This window comes from Phycisphaerales bacterium (assembly GCA_020852515.1).
In the GTDB taxonomy this organism is placed as follows: domain Bacteria; phylum Planctomycetota; class Phycisphaerae; order Phycisphaerales; family UBA5793; genus UBA5793.
Map to the genome: position 1 here is coordinate 13,955 of JADZAS010000025.1, position 16,603 is coordinate 30,557.

At 66.9% G+C, this 16,603-nt stretch carries 14 protein-coding genes; 5 read left to right on the forward strand and 9 right to left on the reverse strand.

The features are described 5' to 3' along the window. Positions 1 to 389: 389 nt before the first annotated feature. From IT430_16050 to IT430_16080, 7 genes are all read right to left on the reverse strand, one after another. Positions 390 to 1,322, reverse strand: coding sequence for a prepilin-type N-terminal cleavage/methylation domain-containing protein (locus IT430_16050; GenBank protein MCC6909454.1), 933 nt, complete (start codon positions 1,320 to 1,322; stop codon positions 390 to 392). 471 nt (positions 1,323 to 1,793) lie between these two features. After that, entirely contained in the window at positions 1,794 to 2,957 is a 1,164-nt protein-coding gene (locus IT430_16055) for a UDP-N-acetylglucosamine--N-acetylmuramyl-(pentapeptide) pyrophosphoryl-undecaprenol N-acetylglucosamine transferase (GenBank protein MCC6909455.1), read from the reverse strand. Next, a complete protein-coding gene (locus IT430_16060) occupies positions 2,954 to 3,880 on the reverse strand; it encodes a hydroxymethylglutaryl-CoA lyase (GenBank protein ID MCC6909456.1) in 927 nt (308 codons plus the stop codon). The genes IT430_16055 and IT430_16060 overlap by 4 nt, the downstream gene beginning before the upstream one ends. Positions 3,881 to 3,907: 27 nt before the next feature. Beyond that, positions 3,908 to 4,795 (reverse strand): hypothetical protein, encoded by an 888-nt coding sequence (locus IT430_16065; GenBank protein MCC6909457.1) that lies wholly within the window; start codon positions 4,793 to 4,795, stop codon positions 3,908 to 3,910. After that, a complete protein-coding gene (locus tag IT430_16070; protein ID MCC6909458.1) occupies positions 4,795 to 5,361 on the reverse strand; it encodes a hypothetical protein in 567 nt (188 codons plus the stop codon). Before IT430_16070 ends, IT430_16065 begins: the two co-directional genes overlap by 1 nt. A 7-nt stretch (positions 5,362 to 5,368) precedes the next feature. After that, positions 5,369 to 7,012: an FAD-dependent oxidoreductase gene (locus IT430_16075; GenBank protein MCC6909459.1), complete on the reverse strand. Its 1,644-nt coding sequence runs from the start codon at positions 7,010 to 7,012 to the stop codon at positions 5,369 to 5,371. Positions 7,013 to 7,046: 34 nt separating this feature from the next. Further along, entirely contained in the window at positions 7,047 to 8,198 is a 1,152-nt protein-coding gene (locus IT430_16080; protein MCC6909460.1) for a hypothetical protein, read from the reverse strand. A gap of 276 nt (positions 8,199 to 8,474) precedes the next feature. Between IT430_16080 and IT430_16085 the strand changes: the two genes are divergently transcribed. Genes IT430_16085 through IT430_16100 form a run of 4 tightly spaced genes read left to right on the forward strand, consistent with a single transcriptional unit; the run spans position 8,475 to position 12,529 of the window. Next, complete coding sequence (locus IT430_16085) at positions 8,475 to 10,094, forward strand: cyclic nucleotide-binding domain-containing protein (protein ID MCC6909461.1); 1,620 nt, start codon at positions 8,475 to 8,477, stop codon at positions 10,092 to 10,094. A 2-nt stretch (positions 10,095 to 10,096) separates the two neighbouring features. Then, positions 10,097 to 10,969 (forward strand): hypothetical protein, encoded by an 873-nt coding sequence (locus IT430_16090; GenBank protein MCC6909462.1) that lies wholly within the window; start codon positions 10,097 to 10,099, stop codon positions 10,967 to 10,969. A gap of 10 nt (positions 10,970 to 10,979) precedes the next feature. Beyond that, entirely contained in the window at positions 10,980 to 11,528 is a 549-nt protein-coding gene (locus tag IT430_16095) for a cytochrome c3 family protein (GenBank protein MCC6909463.1), read from the forward strand. Next, the gene (locus IT430_16100) at positions 11,525 to 12,529 is read left to right on the forward strand and encodes a hypothetical protein (protein ID MCC6909464.1); all 1,005 of its coding nucleotides are present in this window, start codon (positions 11,525 to 11,527) and stop codon (positions 12,527 to 12,529) included. The genes IT430_16095 and IT430_16100 overlap by 4 nt, the downstream gene beginning before the upstream one ends. On the opposite strand, the gene IT430_16105 is transcribed toward IT430_16100, so the two are convergent. After that, complete coding sequence (locus IT430_16105) at positions 12,486 to 13,640, reverse strand: aminotransferase class I/II-fold pyridoxal phosphate-dependent enzyme (protein ID MCC6909465.1); 1,155 nt, start codon at positions 13,638 to 13,640, stop codon at positions 12,486 to 12,488. The two genes, IT430_16100 and IT430_16105, sit on opposite strands and share 44 nt — an antisense overlap. Positions 13,641 to 13,697: 57 nt before the next feature. On the opposite strand from IT430_16105, the gene IT430_16110 reads away from it, so the two are divergent. After that, the gene (locus IT430_16110; protein MCC6909466.1) at positions 13,698 to 15,296 is read left to right on the forward strand and encodes an N-6 DNA methylase; all 1,599 of its coding nucleotides are present in this window, start codon (positions 13,698 to 13,700) and stop codon (positions 15,294 to 15,296) included. Positions 15,297 to 15,316: 20 nt separating this feature from the next. Here the strand turns inward: IT430_16110 and rho are convergent, their stop codons facing one another. After that, positions 15,317 to 16,462 (reverse strand): transcription termination factor Rho, encoded by a 1,146-nt coding sequence (gene rho, locus IT430_16115; GenBank protein MCC6909467.1) that lies wholly within the window; start codon positions 16,460 to 16,462, stop codon positions 15,317 to 15,319. Positions 16,463 to 16,603 lie beyond the last annotated feature (141 nt).

Below are 16,603 nucleotides of genomic sequence, written 5' to 3' on the forward strand. Positions count from 1 at the left end.
ATCAGAAAACTCGAGGGATGAGGTGCTCATCGAGCCTCTCAGACTGCGGCACAGCAGAATCAGCGGAAAACACGCCGAGGCATGCCGAATCGCGGCAGCGAGTCAGAGAGAACGGCGGATTGTCGACGGCGGGGGTCAGGGAAGGGCGTGAATGTGTCCCTGAATGATGAAGAATGAATGCGGATGCTGCTGAGCCCCTGAACCGTCCAAACCGTTCGGATTGGGTCGTCCGAACAGATAACCATACGTCAAATATAGCGAATCTGTTGCGTGCGTCAAGGGAAAAACCTGTGCCGACGCTCAAACGAGGCCAGAAACGAGGCAGGCCGGGCGTCATAGCCCGGCCTGCCGTTGGTTGCATGAAAATCGACGTCGATGCGCCTTAGGGCTTACGGCTCCACGAGCGGATCGAAGATTTCACGAACGCGGAAGCGGTTGACAACTTCCTGGTCGATCCAGTAGCCGAGTTTGATGTCGAGATCCTCGTCGGTCTGGTCGAGCTTGAAGATGTTGTCCGGGACCTGCGCGCCTGCCGGGGGCGTGCCGCCGCCGAGGTTCGGGTCGAAGTAGTAGACGCCTTCCGGCACGAACGCCATATCCGCCTGGTGGTCGATGGTCTGGTTGTCGTTCTCGAAGCGCTCGCTCATGCGATCGACGTGATTGTCGTTGTAGGCGACATTTCCGGTCCATCGGCGATTGGTGCCGTGGACGAGGTGGGCGAGCGTGGGTTCGGAGTGCTTGCCGTCGCGGACGCCGCGATCGCTCAGAACCGCGTAATTGCCGTCCAGGCTGGAGGCCTTCCACTGGGTGCGGAGGCGCCTGCCGGTGAGCTGCATCATCGCATAGGAGTTGTTGCACTCGCGGAGGGCGGCCCAGTCGTCGAGATAATTGCCGCCGAAGGTCCGGTCCCACGCGCCCTTGGTTTCGGGGTCGTTCTTGTCGGTGGCGAAGTCGTAGCCCACCTTGGCGCGGATGTTCGGGTTGACTTCAGCGGGATCCACGGCGAACTTGGGATCGAACAGCTTGTTGAAGATCAGCACCGACATGATGTTGCCCACGGAGTTGTTCCCGTGGCCGAATTCGGCGGTGCTCTGCGCGTGCGCGAGGTTGATCTTCTCGGGCACGGGGTACTCATCGTTGTGGGCGTCGCCGTAGAAGACCATGCCCTTCTGGATGTCGCGCTGCTGCGAGGAGCACTGCATTGCGCGGGCGGTCTTGCGGGCACGCGCCAGAGCGGGCAGCAGCAGGCCGATGAGCAGCGCGATGATCGCGATGACCACCAGCAGCTCGATGAGTGTAAAGCCAAGTCGTTTCTTTGACATGCCCGGGTCTCCTTTGTCTTTGGTTGGGCGAAAGATCCGTGTCCATCTCTCCAGCAGCGTGCGCCTCGATGGAGCGGGGGCTTCCGATCGCGCAGGAACTGCATTGGTCCCGTACGGGCCACGATGGCCCGCAATCAAGCATGGAAAGAAGCGGCCGTCTTCGGAACCGCCATTCGCAGAGCTGAAAGCCGGTGCAAATCGGGTTCCGATGACGCACTGGTAATGCAGCGCGAAGACGGCACGAGTCGGATTGTCGGCGGGGGCTGGAGGGGTGACCGGGGAACCGGTCGATGATGGCGTCAGATCACAGGCGGAATAATCGAGGTATGCTCAGCCAGCGCCAAGTCGAATTGTCACGGACAAGAGTAATCGAATCTGAACCTCTTGTCAAGATAATTCTTCGTCCGCGGCCGAAGTTCGGTTGCCCCTTTTTTCAGTTCCGGCGCAGTTCGAGCCCCGCCCGGGCGCCCCTCATGGCCGTCCAACGGACTTGGCCGCCGCACAGAGCAGCGCCGCAATTTGCGCTGCAGCATCCGATGCGGGCTCGCTTCGGAGCCGCCAAACGACCTGCTCGCGCTGGGACGCGGCCGACATCAGTTCGAGGAGCCGGTTGCCCATGATCTCGAGATTGCGCGCCGGATCGATCGCATCGCCAACCAGCCAGGCCCGACCGGCTCGAACGTGCTCGATCGCGTTCAGTCGCTGGTGCTGGTCGCGGTGCCAGGGGTAGGGTGAAAAAAGGGTCGGTACGCAATTGGCGAGGGCTTCGGCCACGCTCGACGCGCCGCAACGCGACAAAGCAAGGTCCGCCGCGCCCCACGCCGACGCCATGTCGGTGGAGAACGGCAGCACGCGCGCCGGCACGCCAGCATGGGCGTACGCCTCTCTGACCTCGGCCTCGTCGGAGGCGCCGGTCAGATGGAGGACCTGCCAACCGTCAAAGGCGGACCGCCGGTGAGTAAGCAGGTCGATCAGAAGTCGGTTAAATGTTCCTGCTCCTTGACTGGCGCCGGTCACCAGCAGCGTGGGCGTGTCCGGGTGGAGCCCGAAGCGCGCCCGGCACTCAGCGCGGCTGTGCGTTGCCACAGCACCGCGGCGGATGGGCATTCCCATCACTGACTTGTTGAACTCCGGATAGTCCGGGCAAGGCACAGCGGAGATGATGCGGCTGGAGAAGCGAGCCATGAGCCGGTTGGCTTTGCCCGGCGCGACGTCGAGATTGACGAGGATCGACGGCACGCCGACCTTTGCTGCGGCTCGCGCGACCGGCGCCGCGACAAACCCACCCATCAGCGCGACTGCGACCGGGCGCGTTCGCGCCCGCTCTGTCAGTTCCGTCGCGGCCAGGCGGACGGACTGCCGCCAGCCGCGGATGAAGCGCAGCGGGCCGGCGGGAAAGGGCCGGAGCAGCATCGGCGCTGCCGGCAGGGGACGAAACGCGGCGCCCGCCTGCTCGAGGATGTCGCGGTCGATGGCCCGCTGCGAGCAGTAGAACTCCGCGCTCGCGCCGGGCGCAACGTCCATCAACCGCTCGGCGATCGCCAGCGACGGGAAGAGGTGCCCGCCGGAGCCCCCGCCTGCAAAGATGACCAGTGGTGCGGTTTGCGGAGCCGTGGTGTTGCGGGCCGGGTTCACGATGCGGCATTGCATCGGCTGGATGTCTCGGCCTGGAACACTCGTCCCGGCAGACGCCGCCCGAGAGGCCGCTCGATGATGAGGCCGGCTTCGATGAGTTGGTCGAGTCGAACGCCGGTTTCGAAACCCATCCGGTTGAGGCAGTAGACCACGTCTTCAGTCGCGGCGTTTCCGGCCGCGCCCGGAGCATACGGGCACCCGCCGAGTCCCCCCGTGGACGTGTCGAACGACATGACGCCGCGCTCGATGGCGCGAAGCAGGCAGGCCAGCGCCGTGCCGCGCGTGTCGTGGAGGTGCAGGGTGGTGTTGCTCGCGGGCACAAGCGATTCGATCGCGTCGTAGAGCGCATCGATGTCGGTGGGGGTTGCTACGCCGATCGTGTCGCCGAGATCGAGTTCATCCACGCCGAGATCGAGCAGGCGCTGCGCCACCTGCGCGACTGCCGCCGGCGCCACCGGCCCCTCGTAGGGACAGGCGACGGCGCAGGAGATGTAGGCGCGGACCTGCACGGATGCGGCGCGCGCGGTCTGCACGACCGGCTCGAATCGGGCGATGGACTCCGCAATGCCCGCGTTGGTGTTGCGCTGATTGAACGTCTCAGACGCGGCGGTGAAGACGGCGATCTTCCTCACGCCGCAGGCGAGCGCCGCCTCCATGCCCTTCATGTTCGGGACGAGCGCGCTGTACACGACTCCCGGGAGGCGCTCGATCGCGGCAAAAACCTCTGACGCGTCACCAAGTTGAGGAATCCACTTGCGACTGACGAAACTCGAGACTTCGATCTCAGCCACGCCGGAGCGCGAGAGCGCGTTGATAAAGGCGATCTTGTTGCGCGTGGAGACTGGCTGCTTTTCGTTCTGAAGACCATCGCGCGGCCCGACGTCGGTGATGCGGATGCGGCGCGGTGCGGCTGGTGCAGTCATCGCGAGCATGATAGTCCGCCGACGCCATCAGCCGGTCGCGGTGCGGCTCTGGCGGCGGTAGAGCAGCAGGCTCACCAGCAGCCAGAGGCCGACCCAGAACAGCAGCAGCGCAACCATGGCGCCCCGCGTCGGGCCGGTCATGGACATCGATCCCGATTGCGCGACACTCAGCGAAGCCAGCGACGGCGCCTGCACGGCTACCGCGATCGCAGGCCTGCCCAGCGGGTCGTGGCGAATGGAGTCGATCAGGCTCAGCAGCGGGGGAGCCAGTTGTCCGGCGAGACTGCCCGAGGCGGCGTCGAGCCACGCGCCCAGACGCGATTCATCGAGTTCGCTCAGGGGTCGAGCCTGCGAGTCGGCGGCGGTGCGCCAGGTGTCGGTGTCAAGATTAACGATCAGTTCCGCCACGGCCGGCGCGCCCGCGTTCGCCGGTGTGAAGAGCGCAAACCGGAGGGTGTCTGGCTTGTCGTTCCACGCGGTGGTGCCGGGCTGGCTCCATGGCCAACGCCAACTCGACGCAGAAGCCGTGAACTCAATGTGATCGACGCCGGCGCCCGCTGCCGGAGTGAGGCGCCACGCATCCTCGTACTCGTACCTTTCGGGCATGAGAAATGAGGCGAACACGCCGCTGATGACCAGCGCGGGCACCGGCAGCGCCAGCGTCCAGAGGATGATGGCGAGCCAGGGCCCGATGGGGCGGCGCATCGCCGGGGTGAGAATGCCCACTGTGCGCAGATCCGAACCGCACTCGGGGCAGGACAGCGAGGTCAGTCCCGCGACGGGGTAGAGGCAATTCGCGCAGCACGGCTGTGCTACGGAGCGCACGCGCGACCGGCGGCCGATCATGAACGCGACGAACCCGATGACCGCCACGAGCACCAGGACCAGGATGAGCAGGAGTCCTCCGGCCGCCATTATGCCTGCCCCTCCTGCGGCGGGAGCGCTCGCGTGGGAACGGGAGGCGCGATCGGCGCCGGCAGCGGCGCGCCGCACTCGGGACAGACGTCGGAGGCGAAGCCGCCGATGTTGTAGCCGCAATTGAAGCAGCGATCGCGGCGACCGAGGGCCACATCGGGCAGCAGGGTCGCCGCGAGTGCGAGCAGGGGAGGAACAACCGTCAGCGCGACCAGGCCCCAGATGAGTTCGCCGGATTGCATGGCTGCGATGGCCGCGACGGCGCCGCCGACGTAGACCGCGGGCAGCGCGATGGAGAACCGCTTGCCCGCGATGCATCGCGCCACGATGGGCGCCTGGGCCAGGCCGATGAACGTGCCGAACGCCAGGGAGAGCAGCACGGCGGGCCACAGGTCGATCGACGGCGACCATGAAATGCTGCCGAATTTGGCTGCGACAAACAGCGAACCGGTGCTCGCGGCGAGCGTCCAGAGCACGAGCCGGCCGCGCCGCTGCTCGAGTTCCACGGCGGCGGTCTGCGGATCGATCTCGACGGCGGAGGCGGGTGACGTGGTGGCGCTGGACATGGGACTTTCAGATCTTTGGGAGCGCGGTCGGTAATTTTGCAGGCGGCATCGGCTCGCGCCGGGCCTGGGCCGTCTGCTCGAACTGCTGGCGCAGGACATCGAGGTGGGTAATGAGCGAACCGAACTCGCCTTTTTCGATGCTGAGCACATCCATCGGCTCGACGCAGCGCACGGTGGCGTTGCGCGGGGCGCGGTTGAGCAGCGCCATCTCGCCGAAGTAGTGGCCCGCTTCGAGCGAGGCGAGAACCTGCGCTTGGCCGGATTGCTCATCGCGCCGCTCCACGTCCGCGCGGCCGCGGATGATGATGTAGACGCGATCGCCGAGGTCGCCCTGTTCGAACACGGCCTGGCCGGGTTCGAAGTGCTCGTGATTGATTCCGCTGCTGCGGCCGACGCGCAGCTGCACGATGTCGGGCGGCAGGAATAGATCGAGCAGCCAGGACAAGCCGACGCGCACCTTGCTCTGGATGCCCGGCAGTTTGCTCCAGTAGACGGTTCTCCAGAGGAACCACGCCGGAAAGCCGGCCAGACGCACGCCCATGACCTGAGCGACGCCGCGGCGATGACCCAGCGCGCACAGCGAGCCCAGACCTTTGAAGGCGAAAGGCTGCAGCGGGCGCTTGTTCTCGGCGGCCAGGATGTTGGCGGCCGCGACTCTTGCTTCGCGAATCGCGTGCTGGGCCGTGGGCGGCGCGTACGCCCGCTCGCCGACGGCGCCGGGCAGCGGTACCAGCGCGCAGTCGCCCAGCGCCCACACGCTGCCCTGCCCCTGCACGCGCAGGTGCTCATCGACGATGATGCGCCCGCGATCGCTGGGGAGATCGAGCGCTTCGCACAGCGGATTGGGATGGCTCGGCACCGTGGCCACGAGCGTCGCGCAGGCGAGCTTCGTGCCGTCTGCCAGCGCCGCGTGCTCGGATGTGGCGGCGGCAAGTCGCGCGCCGAGCATGATCTCGATGCCGCGCCGGCGCAGCAGGTTCTGCGCGTAGAGGGCCAGCTTCTCATCGACTTCGGGAAGGATGCGCTCGCGCGAATGGAGCAGGACGAAGCGGCACATCGCGCGCGTGATGGTGGGATAACTGCGCAGCGCGCGGCGGACGAAGTCGTGCAGTTCCGCCACGACTTCCACGCCGGAGAACCCGCCGCCGGCGACGACGAACGTCAGCAGCCTCGCTCGCCAGTCCGCACGCGTCTCCGCGTCGGCCTCTTCGAGGATGCGAATGACGTGATTGCGCAGGGCCAGTGCGTCGCCGTGCGTCTTGAAGGGCATGGCGTGTTCGGCGAGACCGGGCAGCCCGCGGAAGTCCGTCACGTTGCCCAGCGCGATGACGAGGTGGTCATAAGGCAGAACAAGCGGGCGCGGCTGAAAGCCGGGCGAGCAGATGACGTGCCGCTCGGCGAGGTCCACTCCCTCGACGTCGCGCATGTGCAGATGAGCGCGCGGGATGAGACGTCGGATGGGCGTGGTGGTGTCGGCAATGCCCACGCTGCCTGAAATGACTTCCGGCAGCATCGGCTGGAAGACGAGGTAGTTCTCGCGATTGACGAGATGCACCTGCACGCGGTCGCCGCCCAGACGCAGCAGGTGCCTGGCGGTGTAAACACCGGCAAATCCGCCGCCGAGGATGACGATGCGCGTGGGATGAGCCATGCCGGTCAACGCCTCGCGTGCTCGATGGCTTGCGTCACTTGCCGATGAGATCGGCCATCTCCTTGATCGCCTTCGTCCAGTCGTCGCCTTCCTGCCCGGCGGTTGCCGCTTTGCTGGCGGTGCGGAAGGCGGCGGGAACTTCACCTCCGGCCGCCTTGAAGCACGCCTCACCCAGCGCGACCAGGCCGAAGGCCAGGTTCTTGCGCTGCACCTGGCTGCTGGCGTTGGCAGCGAGCGCGGCGAGATCGGCCGCGGCGGCCTTGCACGCCTCGGCGCTGTACGTCGCTGCGGCGAGCGCGGCGGGGGTGTTGGCGCCGAAGTGCTTGGCCGCGATCTTCGCGCCGGCCTCGTAGATGGCGACCAGTTCGTCGGCCGCGGCGGTGTCCCAGCCCTTGCTCTTCCATGCGGCGGACTGAGCCTGCGCCGCCTCGAGCGACGCCGCCTGGCCGATCGCCCAGAGTTTGGCGTTGATCCACGGCACACTGGAGTCGTCCCAGTGAATCCTGCCGTGCTCATCGCCGTAGATGTAATGGTTGTACGAGTACAACTCGAACTGCAGCGCCGGGTGGCCCGCGTCGAGCAGGTCCTTATCGATCTGAAGATGGCACGAGACGCACATCTGGGCCCGAGCGGCGAGATCGGTCGTGTCGATCAGGCCGTACTCAGTCCGGAGCCCGGCGGCGCCGATCTTGCCGCGCTGCTCGTTGGTCCAGCCCTCCGTCGCGTGCGGCTCGAGGTACTTCTCGCCGGCGCCGTGGCAGGTTTCACAGCCGACGCCCTGCTCGACATCAAACGTCTCATCGCGTTGCGGCTCGGGCGGGTACGTGGTGTGACAGGAAAGACAGCGCTCGCTGGCGGCGGGGTCGGCGAGGCTGAGTTTCTCGGCGATCTCCGTCGACGCATCGTCGAAAAGCGTCTCGCACGCGTCCTTGTGCGGATCGTGGTCGAACCAGATGTTGTACTCGTCGCCGATGAGTTTGCCCGAGTGCTCGGTGGGCTTCTCATCATCGTGGCAGCCGCTGCCCATGCACCCGGATACGCCGATGTACGTAAAGCCGGGGAGGATCGGCGGCGCTGCGGCATCGGCCCGGCACAGGGCCTCGGGCGCGCCTTCGCTCAAGATCGCACATGACAAAGCCGTCTCGCCGCGCGTGCCCAGCGTGGCCGCGATGAGCGCTGCGCTCATGCCGCAGATCACGCAGCCTGACAGTCCGAACAGATGAGATTCCCGGCGTCTTGACGTCATTGCGCACCTCACTGAATACCTGAGTCACGTTACACAGCCCGGACAGGATACCAGCGCCGGCCGCGCCGGTCAGTCGCTGCGATCCGCGGCGGCGCGGGTTGCGGCGGTCAAGAACGCGCCCTCAACCAGCCGATGAGACCGACTGTCGGGCGGCGCCGCGGCGCTGTCGCCGATGGTCGCACGCGCTCTCCCACGCGCACACCAGGAGCCCTTCGGATGGCCAAGCGAATGCTCACGGCGAGACTCTCCGGAGATCGCAGCGCCATCCTCAGGGCGCCCGACCTGGTCGGCATCGACATTTTCGCCGATCTCGACCGCAAAGTGATCGACAAGTTTCCCGGCACGGTGGTGCGCCGCGAGTTTGCCGCCGGCGAGGTCATCTGCCGCGAGGGCGAAGGCGGCACCACGGCGTTCTATCTGCTCGAAGGTACGGTGAAGGTCTTCATCGCCCGGCGGCTGGGCGCGGCTGCATCCCGGCCGCGGCAAGGCTGGCGCGCCGCCATCGGCCGGTGGTTCGGCCAGAAGCCCCTCCATCCGCCCCGCCACAGCAGCGACGCCATCATCCCCATCGACGCCAACGTCGATCTGACGTACGGCCAGCCGCGGACGACGCTGGGCGCCGGAGAAGTCTTCGGCGAGATGAGTTGCCTCAACCTCGCTCCGCGCTCGGCCACGGTGGTGGCCGAGACTGACTGCGTCATGCTCGAAATCCTGCGCAACATGTACGAACAGTTGCAGCGCTCGCCCACCTTTCGCGAGAAGATGGATGCGAACTACCGCGCCCGGGCGCTGCAGGGGCACCTGCGCAACGTGCCGATCTTCCGCGACCTGCCCGACGACGTGCTCGAACGCCTGCAGAGCCGTGCTCAGTTGATCGCCGTCGATGCCGGCACGACCATCTTCCGCGAAAGCGACGAAGCCGACGGCGTCTATGTCATCCGCCTCGGGCAGGTGCGCGTGAGCCAGAAGTTTCCCGGCGGCGAGCGGACGCTGGCGTACCTCACGCGCGGCGATTTTTTCGGCGAGACCGGACTGCTTCGCCGCACCACGCGCAACGCCACCTGCCAGGCGGTCGATCACCCCATCATGGAGGGCGGGCGCAAGCGCAAGCCCGCGCGGGTGGAACTCGTGAAGATCGCGGCCGACGACTTCGCCGCCGTACTCGACGAGTTTCCGCGCATCAAGGGTCGGCTCGAGACCGTCACCCAGGAGCGCATCCGCCAGGGGCAGAGGGCGCGGGTGACGCTGACGGTCTCGGCGCCGTCGAGGCGGGTCGAAGAACTCGGCCTGCTGCAGGGGCAGAACCTCATGCTCATCGACCTCGAGCGCTGCACGCGCTGCGACCAGTGCGTCGATGCGTGCGTGTCGGCGCACGAGGACGGCATCAGCCGGCTGTTTCGCACCGGGCCGCGCTACGACAAGTACCTCGTGCCGTCGAGTTGCCGCATGTGTCTCGATCCCGTGTGCATGATCGGCTGCCCGGTTGGATCGATCCGCCGCAGCGAAGACCTGAGCATCATCATCGAAGACTGGTGCGTGGGCTGCGGCATCTGCGCCAAGCAGTGTCCGTACGAGTCCATCGTGATGCACGAACTCGAGGAGTACGGCGAGGACGTGAGCGAGCGGCTCATGCGCATCGCGGAATCCGGCGAAGTCATGGCCGTCACCGAGCGCGCGGCCGTGTGCGACCAGTGCGAAGATCTGCCCTCGGGCCCGGCGTGCGTCTACTCGTGCCCGCACGACGCGGCCCATCGCGTGAACGCGGCAGAGTTCCTCAGCGCGGTCGGGCTGTTCGCCGCGGCCGCCGATCGAGAAGAGCAAGGCGGGGCCTCCTGAGCATGCTCGTGGATCGAAAGCACATCCCGTGGGCGGGGGCGACCATCGCAATCGGCGCGGCGGCGAGCGCGTGGTATCTTTCCGATGCGCCGCGCCACCTCAACGGGCCGTCTGGATCGACGGTGGTGGGGCTGACGCTCGGTTCGGCCGCCCTGGCCATCATGCTCTTCTGCACGGCACTCTCGCTCAAGCGCAAGGTACCGCACTGGCGACTGGGCCGGGCGTCCACGTGGCTGCGCGGCCACATCTGGCTGGGGCTGCTCACGTGCCTGCTCGTGGGTCTGCATGCGGCGTTCCGTCTCGGCGGTCCGATGACGACGCTGCTGTGGATCGTACTGGCGCTGGTCACGCTCAGCGGGCTGCTGGGCCTGCTGATTCAGCAGTTCGTGCCGCGCCTGCTGCTGCACAGCGTGCCCGGCGAGACGATCGCGCAGCAGTTGAGGCGGCGGCTGAACGATCTGCCAATGCTGGCCGAGCGCGTGGTGGTGCAATACGCCGGCGCGATCGATACCGCCGCGCCGCCCTGGAACGATGGTGGGGACGTCGCCGGGCAGCCGCCGGCCGGGGGCGAGCCGATCCGCCGCTTTTACCTCGATCACTTGCGCGGGTACCTCGCCGGCGAGAATGGCGGCGATGTGCGCGACCCACACCGCGCCGAAAATCTTTTCAGCGCGCTGCACACGATGACGCCGGCTCACGCGCACGCCGGCATCGCCGAACTGAGTTCGATCTATCACCTGCACCGCGACCTGCTGCGCCAACGGCGTCTCATGCGCGTGCTGTTCGCCTGGCTGCTGTTTCACGTGCCGCTGAGTTGGGCGCTGCTGGTGCTCGTGGCGGCGCACGCGGTGATGGCGCTGCGCTTCTGGACCTGAGGAACCGTCGATGCCCGACAGCCGACCGATTGAAGAGCGATTCGACGTGACCTACGTCCGCCGCACGCACGGGCCGGACCTGGCCAATCGCTGGCTCGCGTGGCTGGTCGTGCTCGGCGGCGGAGGCTTGCTTGCCATGCTGGTGGCGCGCGGCGACAACCGCGCGTATTCGTCGGGCAGCCTGAGCACGGTGCACGCGAGCTTCGGCAATGACTGCGCACAGTGTCACCAGCCTGCCGCGGATGGCGCTTCCAATTTCTTCCTGCCCGTTGCCGATGACGCCTGCCTGCGCTGCCACGCCGCGGTTGAGCACGCGCCAAACCAGACGCAATTCAGCGCGGCGGATGCTGTCGTCATCCCCGGCCACCGCGGGCCGGTGCGGATGGCGGCGGGTTGTGCCGTGTGCCACGTTGAGCACCGCGGCCGCGATGCCGACCTCAACCTCATTCCCGATCGCCTGTGCGTGCAGTGCCATGCGAACCTGAGCCGCGACGGCCTGCACCCGGCCGAGGCGCCGCCGGCAATACCGGATGAATCAGTCGGGGAGGACCGGCCATGACGGCCCGCGGCGTTGCACTCATCCTCGCCGGCGGCTGCATGGCGCTGCTCGGCGCGTCGCTGCTCATCGCCCAGCCGCGCACCAGCCCGTCCGTTGAGCCGACGATCGTGAACATGATCTTCGACTTCGGGCAGAGCCATCCGGACTGGGCGGTGCTCCGCGGCGACCGCGAGGATGCCGCAACTGTGAAGTTCAACCACGCTCGGCACATGGACGCCGGGAACGCGAACGTGCAGGAGGCGCTGCAGGCGCATGGCCAGCAGGCCCGGGCGATCGAGCGGCTGGCCGACGGCCAGCTGTCGCTCACGTGCGCTTCGTGTCACCAACCGGATGCGCAGGGTCGGTACATGAAGCCGATTTCGTTCGAGCAGCACTGCGTCGCCTGCCACGAGCAGAACCTCATCCAGATCGGCCCGAGGCGAGCGGTGCACGGCAACGTGTCGGAACTCATCGAGCAAGTGAATCGAGAACTTCTGGCCAGCGTGCTCAAAGAGAATCTCCTGCATCCGCCGGACAAAGCCGTTGAGGAATCGGAGATCGACATCGACGGCGAGATCTCGCGCGATCGGCACAAGGAGTTCGACCGGGTTCTCAACGGGTGCGGCAAGTGCCATTACAGCGCGGCCATTGAGCGGCCCAAGCGGCCGCGCGGCGCGCCGTTTGAACTGGCGTCACCGGAGATTCCCCAGCGCTGGCTGGAGCGTTCGGTCTTCTCGCACGAAGCGCACCGCGCGCTGACGTGCCTGGAGTGTCACGCGCAGGCGACCACGGGGACGGAGACGTCCGACATCATGCTGCCGTCGATCGACTCGTGCCGCGCGTGCCACGCGCCCGAGGTGGGCGTGCGCTCGGATTGTGTGCTGTGCCATGTGTACCACCCGCCGCTGGAGCCGGCCCCGACGGGGACGCTGACGATCGAGGAGTACGCCGCAGCGGGCGGAGACGCTCCGGAGGCGACTACCGGGGCCGCAACTTCCTCAGCCGATCAATCGCGGCGTTGAGCGTTTCGAGCCGCTTGCAGAACGCAAAGCGCACCAGCGGCTTGCCGAACTCGACGTGGTCGTAGAACGGCGTGGGCGGGATGGCGGCGACGCCGATCTCGTCGATGAGGTGCGCGCAGAAGGCGCGGTCGTCGGCGAAGCCGAAGGGCGTGTGGTCGGCGAGGACGAAATAGGTGCCGGCCGGCCGGTACACGACAAAGCCGATTTCTTCCAGCGCTTCGCAGAGCAGGTCGCGGCGCTGCCGATACTCGCGCAGGAATGCGTCGAGGTATTCGCTTCCGGCGCTGACGGCAGCCGCGGCGGCGTGCTGAAGTGGCGTGGCCACCGAGTAACTCAGAAACTGCCGCCCCGAACGCACGCACCGGCTCAGGTCCGGCGAGGCGATCGCCCAGCCGATCTTCCAGCCGGTGAGCGAGAACGTCTTGCCGACGGAGGAGAGCGTGATGGTGCGCTCGGCCATGCCCGGCAGCGTAGCCAGGCGCACGTGCTGGCCTTCGAACACGAGATGCTCGTACACCTCGTCGGTGATGGCGATGAGATTGTGGCGGATGCACATCTCGGCGACGAAGGTGAGTTCGTCGCGGCTGAAGACCTTGCCCGTCGGGTTGTGAGGCGTGTTGATGATGACCGCGCGCGTGCGCGGCGTGATGGCGGCCTCGAACGCGTCGCGGTTGAGGCTAAACATCGGCGCCGCGAGCGTAAGCACGACCGGCACGCCGCCGGAGATCTCGATGCAGGGTCTGTAGGAGTCGTAGTAGGGCTCGAAAGTGATGACTTCATCGCCCGGATTGAGCAGGCCGAGGCAGGTGGCGGCGATGGCCTCCGTGCAGCCGTTGGTTACGCTCACCTGCGTGTCGGGGTCGATCGCTTGACCGGTGAGTCGCTGCCAGCGGCTGGCCAGCGCATTGTTCAGCGGCGGCACTCCGGACATGCGGGCGTATTGATTGTGCCCGGCGCGGATGGCGTCGATCGCGGCGTTGCGGACGAACTCCGGTCCGTCGAAATCGGGGAACCCCTGCGAGAGGTTGATGGCGCCCTTCTCATTTGCCAGGCGCGTCATCTCCGTGAAGATCGAAGTGCCGTAGGACGCGAGTCGGTGCGAAACGGGCATGGAGCAATCCGGGGAAGAATCGTGGTCGGGCGGCGCTTGTGACGATGACGACAGGGCATGATAGCGAAGCGGGCGCCAAACTCGCAGCGGACGGTTGGTGAGAGCGCTGCGGCTCGCCGCAAGCGGCTTGGCGCGTTCTACACGCCGCCTGATCTCGTGGGGGCCATTCTCGACGAGGCGATGGCGCCGATTCTTGAGCCCATGGTCGATGCGGCGTCGTGCCGGGCGCGCCTGGCGAGGCTGCGCATCATCGACCCGGCGTGCGGCAGCGGCCATTTTCTCCTCGGCGCCTGGCGGCGGCTGGCGGACCTCATTGAGCGCATCGCGGCCGTGGAGTCGCGTCGCGACTGTCTGCAACTTGCGGCGGCGAGCCTGCACGGCATTGACATCGACCCGCAGGCGCGTGCCGCGGGCCGGCCGCTGCTTGAAATGGAGTGTGAGCGGTGGGGGATGGAGCCGGGCGATTTTGCTCACTGGTGCCGACTCGGCGATGCGCTGCTGGGGGAGCTGATCGAGCCGGGCACATTTGGTCTGGTCGTGGGCAATCCGCCGTTCGTGGATTCCGAGTCGATGTGTGCCGGGAATCTGTCGCGCCGGCGTGGGCTGGCGGGCCGATACGCCACGGCGCGCGGCAACTGGGATCTGGCATCGCTCTTCGTCGAACTGGCGCTGCGGCTCGCGCGGCCGGGTGGGCGCGTCGGCCTCGTCCTGCCACGGAGGCTGCTGGCCTCCGACCATGCCCGGCACGTGCAGGCGCTCCTTCTAAAACAGACGATCGAATCAATTCGCGTCAACCGGCTTGATGCCTTCGAGGAAGCCGCGGTCGAGACGGTGAGCGTGGTCATGCGTCGCGGTCGCGGCGGGGACGGTCAACTGATTCGAATCATCGACGGACCAAGTTGCTGGTCCTTTGCTCAGCGTGATCTGGCGCCCCTGCCGCCGGGGCACTGGTCGGCAGCGCTGGCCGGCCGCGGGAGCGCCCTGTCGACTGCGATCAATCCGGCGGCGCTGCGCGAGCGGCCGCGCCTCCGGGAGTGCGCCTTCGTGGGCGATGGGGCGACCACGGCCGAGGCATACCGCCTGCGCGAGGCGATCGTCGAGCGGCGCGATGCGACAGACGCCTTTGTGCAACTGATCAATACCGGCACGATCGATCCGTACCAGTCGCACTGGGGCACGCGGCCGACGCGCTATCTCAAGACGGCGTGGATCGAGCCGGTCGTGCCGCTCGGTTGGCTCGAGAGCCATATGCCGCGCCGCGCTGCGCAGGCGTGCTCCGCCAAGGTGCTGGTGGCCGGGCTGGCGGGCCGCATCGAAGCCGTGGTCGATGACGGTTCAGCGCTGTGCGGCAAGTCGGCGGTGCAGGTGATCCCGCTTGAGCCGGTGCTGTGTCACGCGCTGTGCGCCTGGCTCAATTCAACGCCCGTCAATGATTTCTACCGCGTGCTGTTCGGCTCGCGCGGCTTCGGTGTCAGGTCCATGCACATCGGCCCGCGGCAGCTCGAGCAGTTGCCTACGTGGCGGCTCAATGATCGTGCAATCGCGGAGGAACTTGCTGAATTGAGCAGGGCGCTGCATTCCCGAGAAGTTCATTCCAACCAGAGCCGACGCCTGCACGCGCGCATCGACGCAATCGTCTCAGAATTGCTCGCGTGAGCCGCTGGCGCCTTCGCCTCTCACTCGCCGACCAGTTGCGCGTTCGTCGGCACGCGCTCGATGGCGGCGAGCAGTCGCTCGATCTGCATGTCGGGACGCATGTTGAGCAGTGAGCGGCGCAGGGCGGTGATGGTCGTGAGTTCCTTGGGGGTGAGCAGCAGGTGCTCTTTGCGCGTGCCCGAGGCGGCGAGGTTCATCGCGGGGAAGATGCGCTTTTCGGACACGGAGCGGTCGAGGATGAGCTCCATGTTGCCCGTGCCCTTGAACTCTTCGAAGATGATCTGGTCCGCCTGCGACCCGGTATCGACCAGGCACGAGGCGATGATCGTCAGCGAGCCGCCCTCTTCGGCCTTGCGGGCGGCGCCGAAGAGCCGCTTGGGCACTTCGAGGGCTCGCGAGTCGAGGCCGCCGGACATCGTGCGGCCCGAACTGGCGTGCTGGCGCGAGGCGTTGAACGCCCGGCCCATGCGCGTGAGCGAGTCGAGCAGCACCACGACGTCTTTGCCGGCCTCGAGCATGCGCTTGGCGCGCTCGATGGCGAAGATGGCGAGATTGACGTGCCGCTCGGTGTCCTGGTCGTTGCTGGACGCGAGGCAGAGGCAGGGCACGTTGCGGCGGAAATCCGTCACTTCCTCGGGTCGCTCGTCGATGAGCAGGGCGACGATGTGAACCTCGGGATGATTGCGCTTGATGCCGTGGCAGATCTGCTGGAGCAGCGTGGTCTTGCCGGCTTTGGGAGGCGACACGACGAGCCCGCGCGTGCCATAGCCGATCGGGCAGAACAGGTCGATGAGCCGGTTGGCCGGCGGGCAGCCGGGGTATTCGAGCGTGAGGCGCGGCTGCGGGTCGATCGAGGTGAGTTGGTCGAACGGCAGGCGCTTGGCGTAACTGTCGGGATCGAGGCCGTCGATGGTGAGGACATTCTCGACGATCGGCCGGGCTTCGCGCGGCGGAGCGTTGGGCCCGCGGTTGCGGCCGCGGCGGCGGCGGGGTCGGCGCAGCGAGACTTCGACGGTCAATTCCTGCGCCGCGCGCAGTGGGAAGCGCTGCGCAAGAACGTTCGGAACGATCGGATCGTCCGGCCGCTCCAGCAACATCCCGTTGAGTTGACGGATTCTTCCATCACCTCGCTGGGGCCATTCAAGAATGCCCGTCAGGGTCGTCATGAAACCGCTTGCCGATTTGACATGAAAGCCGATCGTCATCTGCGGATTCGGCGCCCTCGCGGGCGTCATCCGTCAAACCGATGCGATCAGAACTCTGCCCTTTTCGAAGAGCAGATCGCCAGATGATAGCCGCCCGGAGCC

Bases quoted from the DNA above. Each gene is read 5' to 3' on its own strand.
- IT430_16050 (MCC6909454.1), bottom strand. From the start codon at position 1,322: ATGTCAAAGAAACGACTTGGCTTTACACTCATCGAGCTGCTGGTGGTC.
- IT430_16090 (MCC6909462.1), top strand. From the start codon at position 10,097: ATGCTCGTGGATCGAAAGCACATCCCGTGGGCGGGGGCGACCATCGCA.
- IT430_16100 (MCC6909464.1), top strand. From the start codon at position 11,525: ATGACGGCCCGCGGCGTTGCACTCATCCTCGCCGGCGGCTGCATGGCG.
- IT430_16095 (MCC6909463.1), top strand. From the start codon at position 10,980: ATGCCCGACAGCCGACCGATTGAAGAGCGATTCGACGTGACCTACGTC.
- IT430_16110 (MCC6909466.1), top strand. From the start codon at position 13,698: ATGATAGCGAAGCGGGCGCCAAACTCGCAGCGGACGGTTGGTGAGAGC.
- IT430_16105 (MCC6909465.1), bottom strand. From the start codon at position 13,640: ATGCCCGTTTCGCACCGACTCGCGTCCTACGGCACTTCGATCTTCACG.
- IT430_16075 (MCC6909459.1), bottom strand. From the start codon at position 7,012: ATGGCTCATCCCACGCGCATCGTCATCCTCGGCGGCGGATTTGCCGGT.
- IT430_16060 (MCC6909456.1), bottom strand. From the start codon at position 3,880: ATGACTGCACCAGCCGCACCGCGCCGCATCCGCATCACCGACGTCGGG.
- rho (MCC6909467.1), bottom strand. From the start codon at position 16,462: ATGACGACCCTGACGGGCATTCTTGAATGGCCCCAGCGAGGTGATGGA.
- IT430_16085 (MCC6909461.1), top strand. From the start codon at position 8,475: ATGGCCAAGCGAATGCTCACGGCGAGACTCTCCGGAGATCGCAGCGCC.
- IT430_16070 (MCC6909458.1), bottom strand. From the start codon at position 5,361: ATGTCCAGCGCCACCACGTCACCCGCCTCCGCCGTCGAGATCGATCCG.
- IT430_16080 (MCC6909460.1), bottom strand. From the start codon at position 8,198: ATGAGCGCAGCGCTCATCGCGGCCACGCTGGGCACGCGCGGCGAGACG.
- IT430_16065 (MCC6909457.1), bottom strand. From the start codon at position 4,795: ATGGCGGCCGGAGGACTCCTGCTCATCCTGGTCCTGGTGCTCGTGGCG.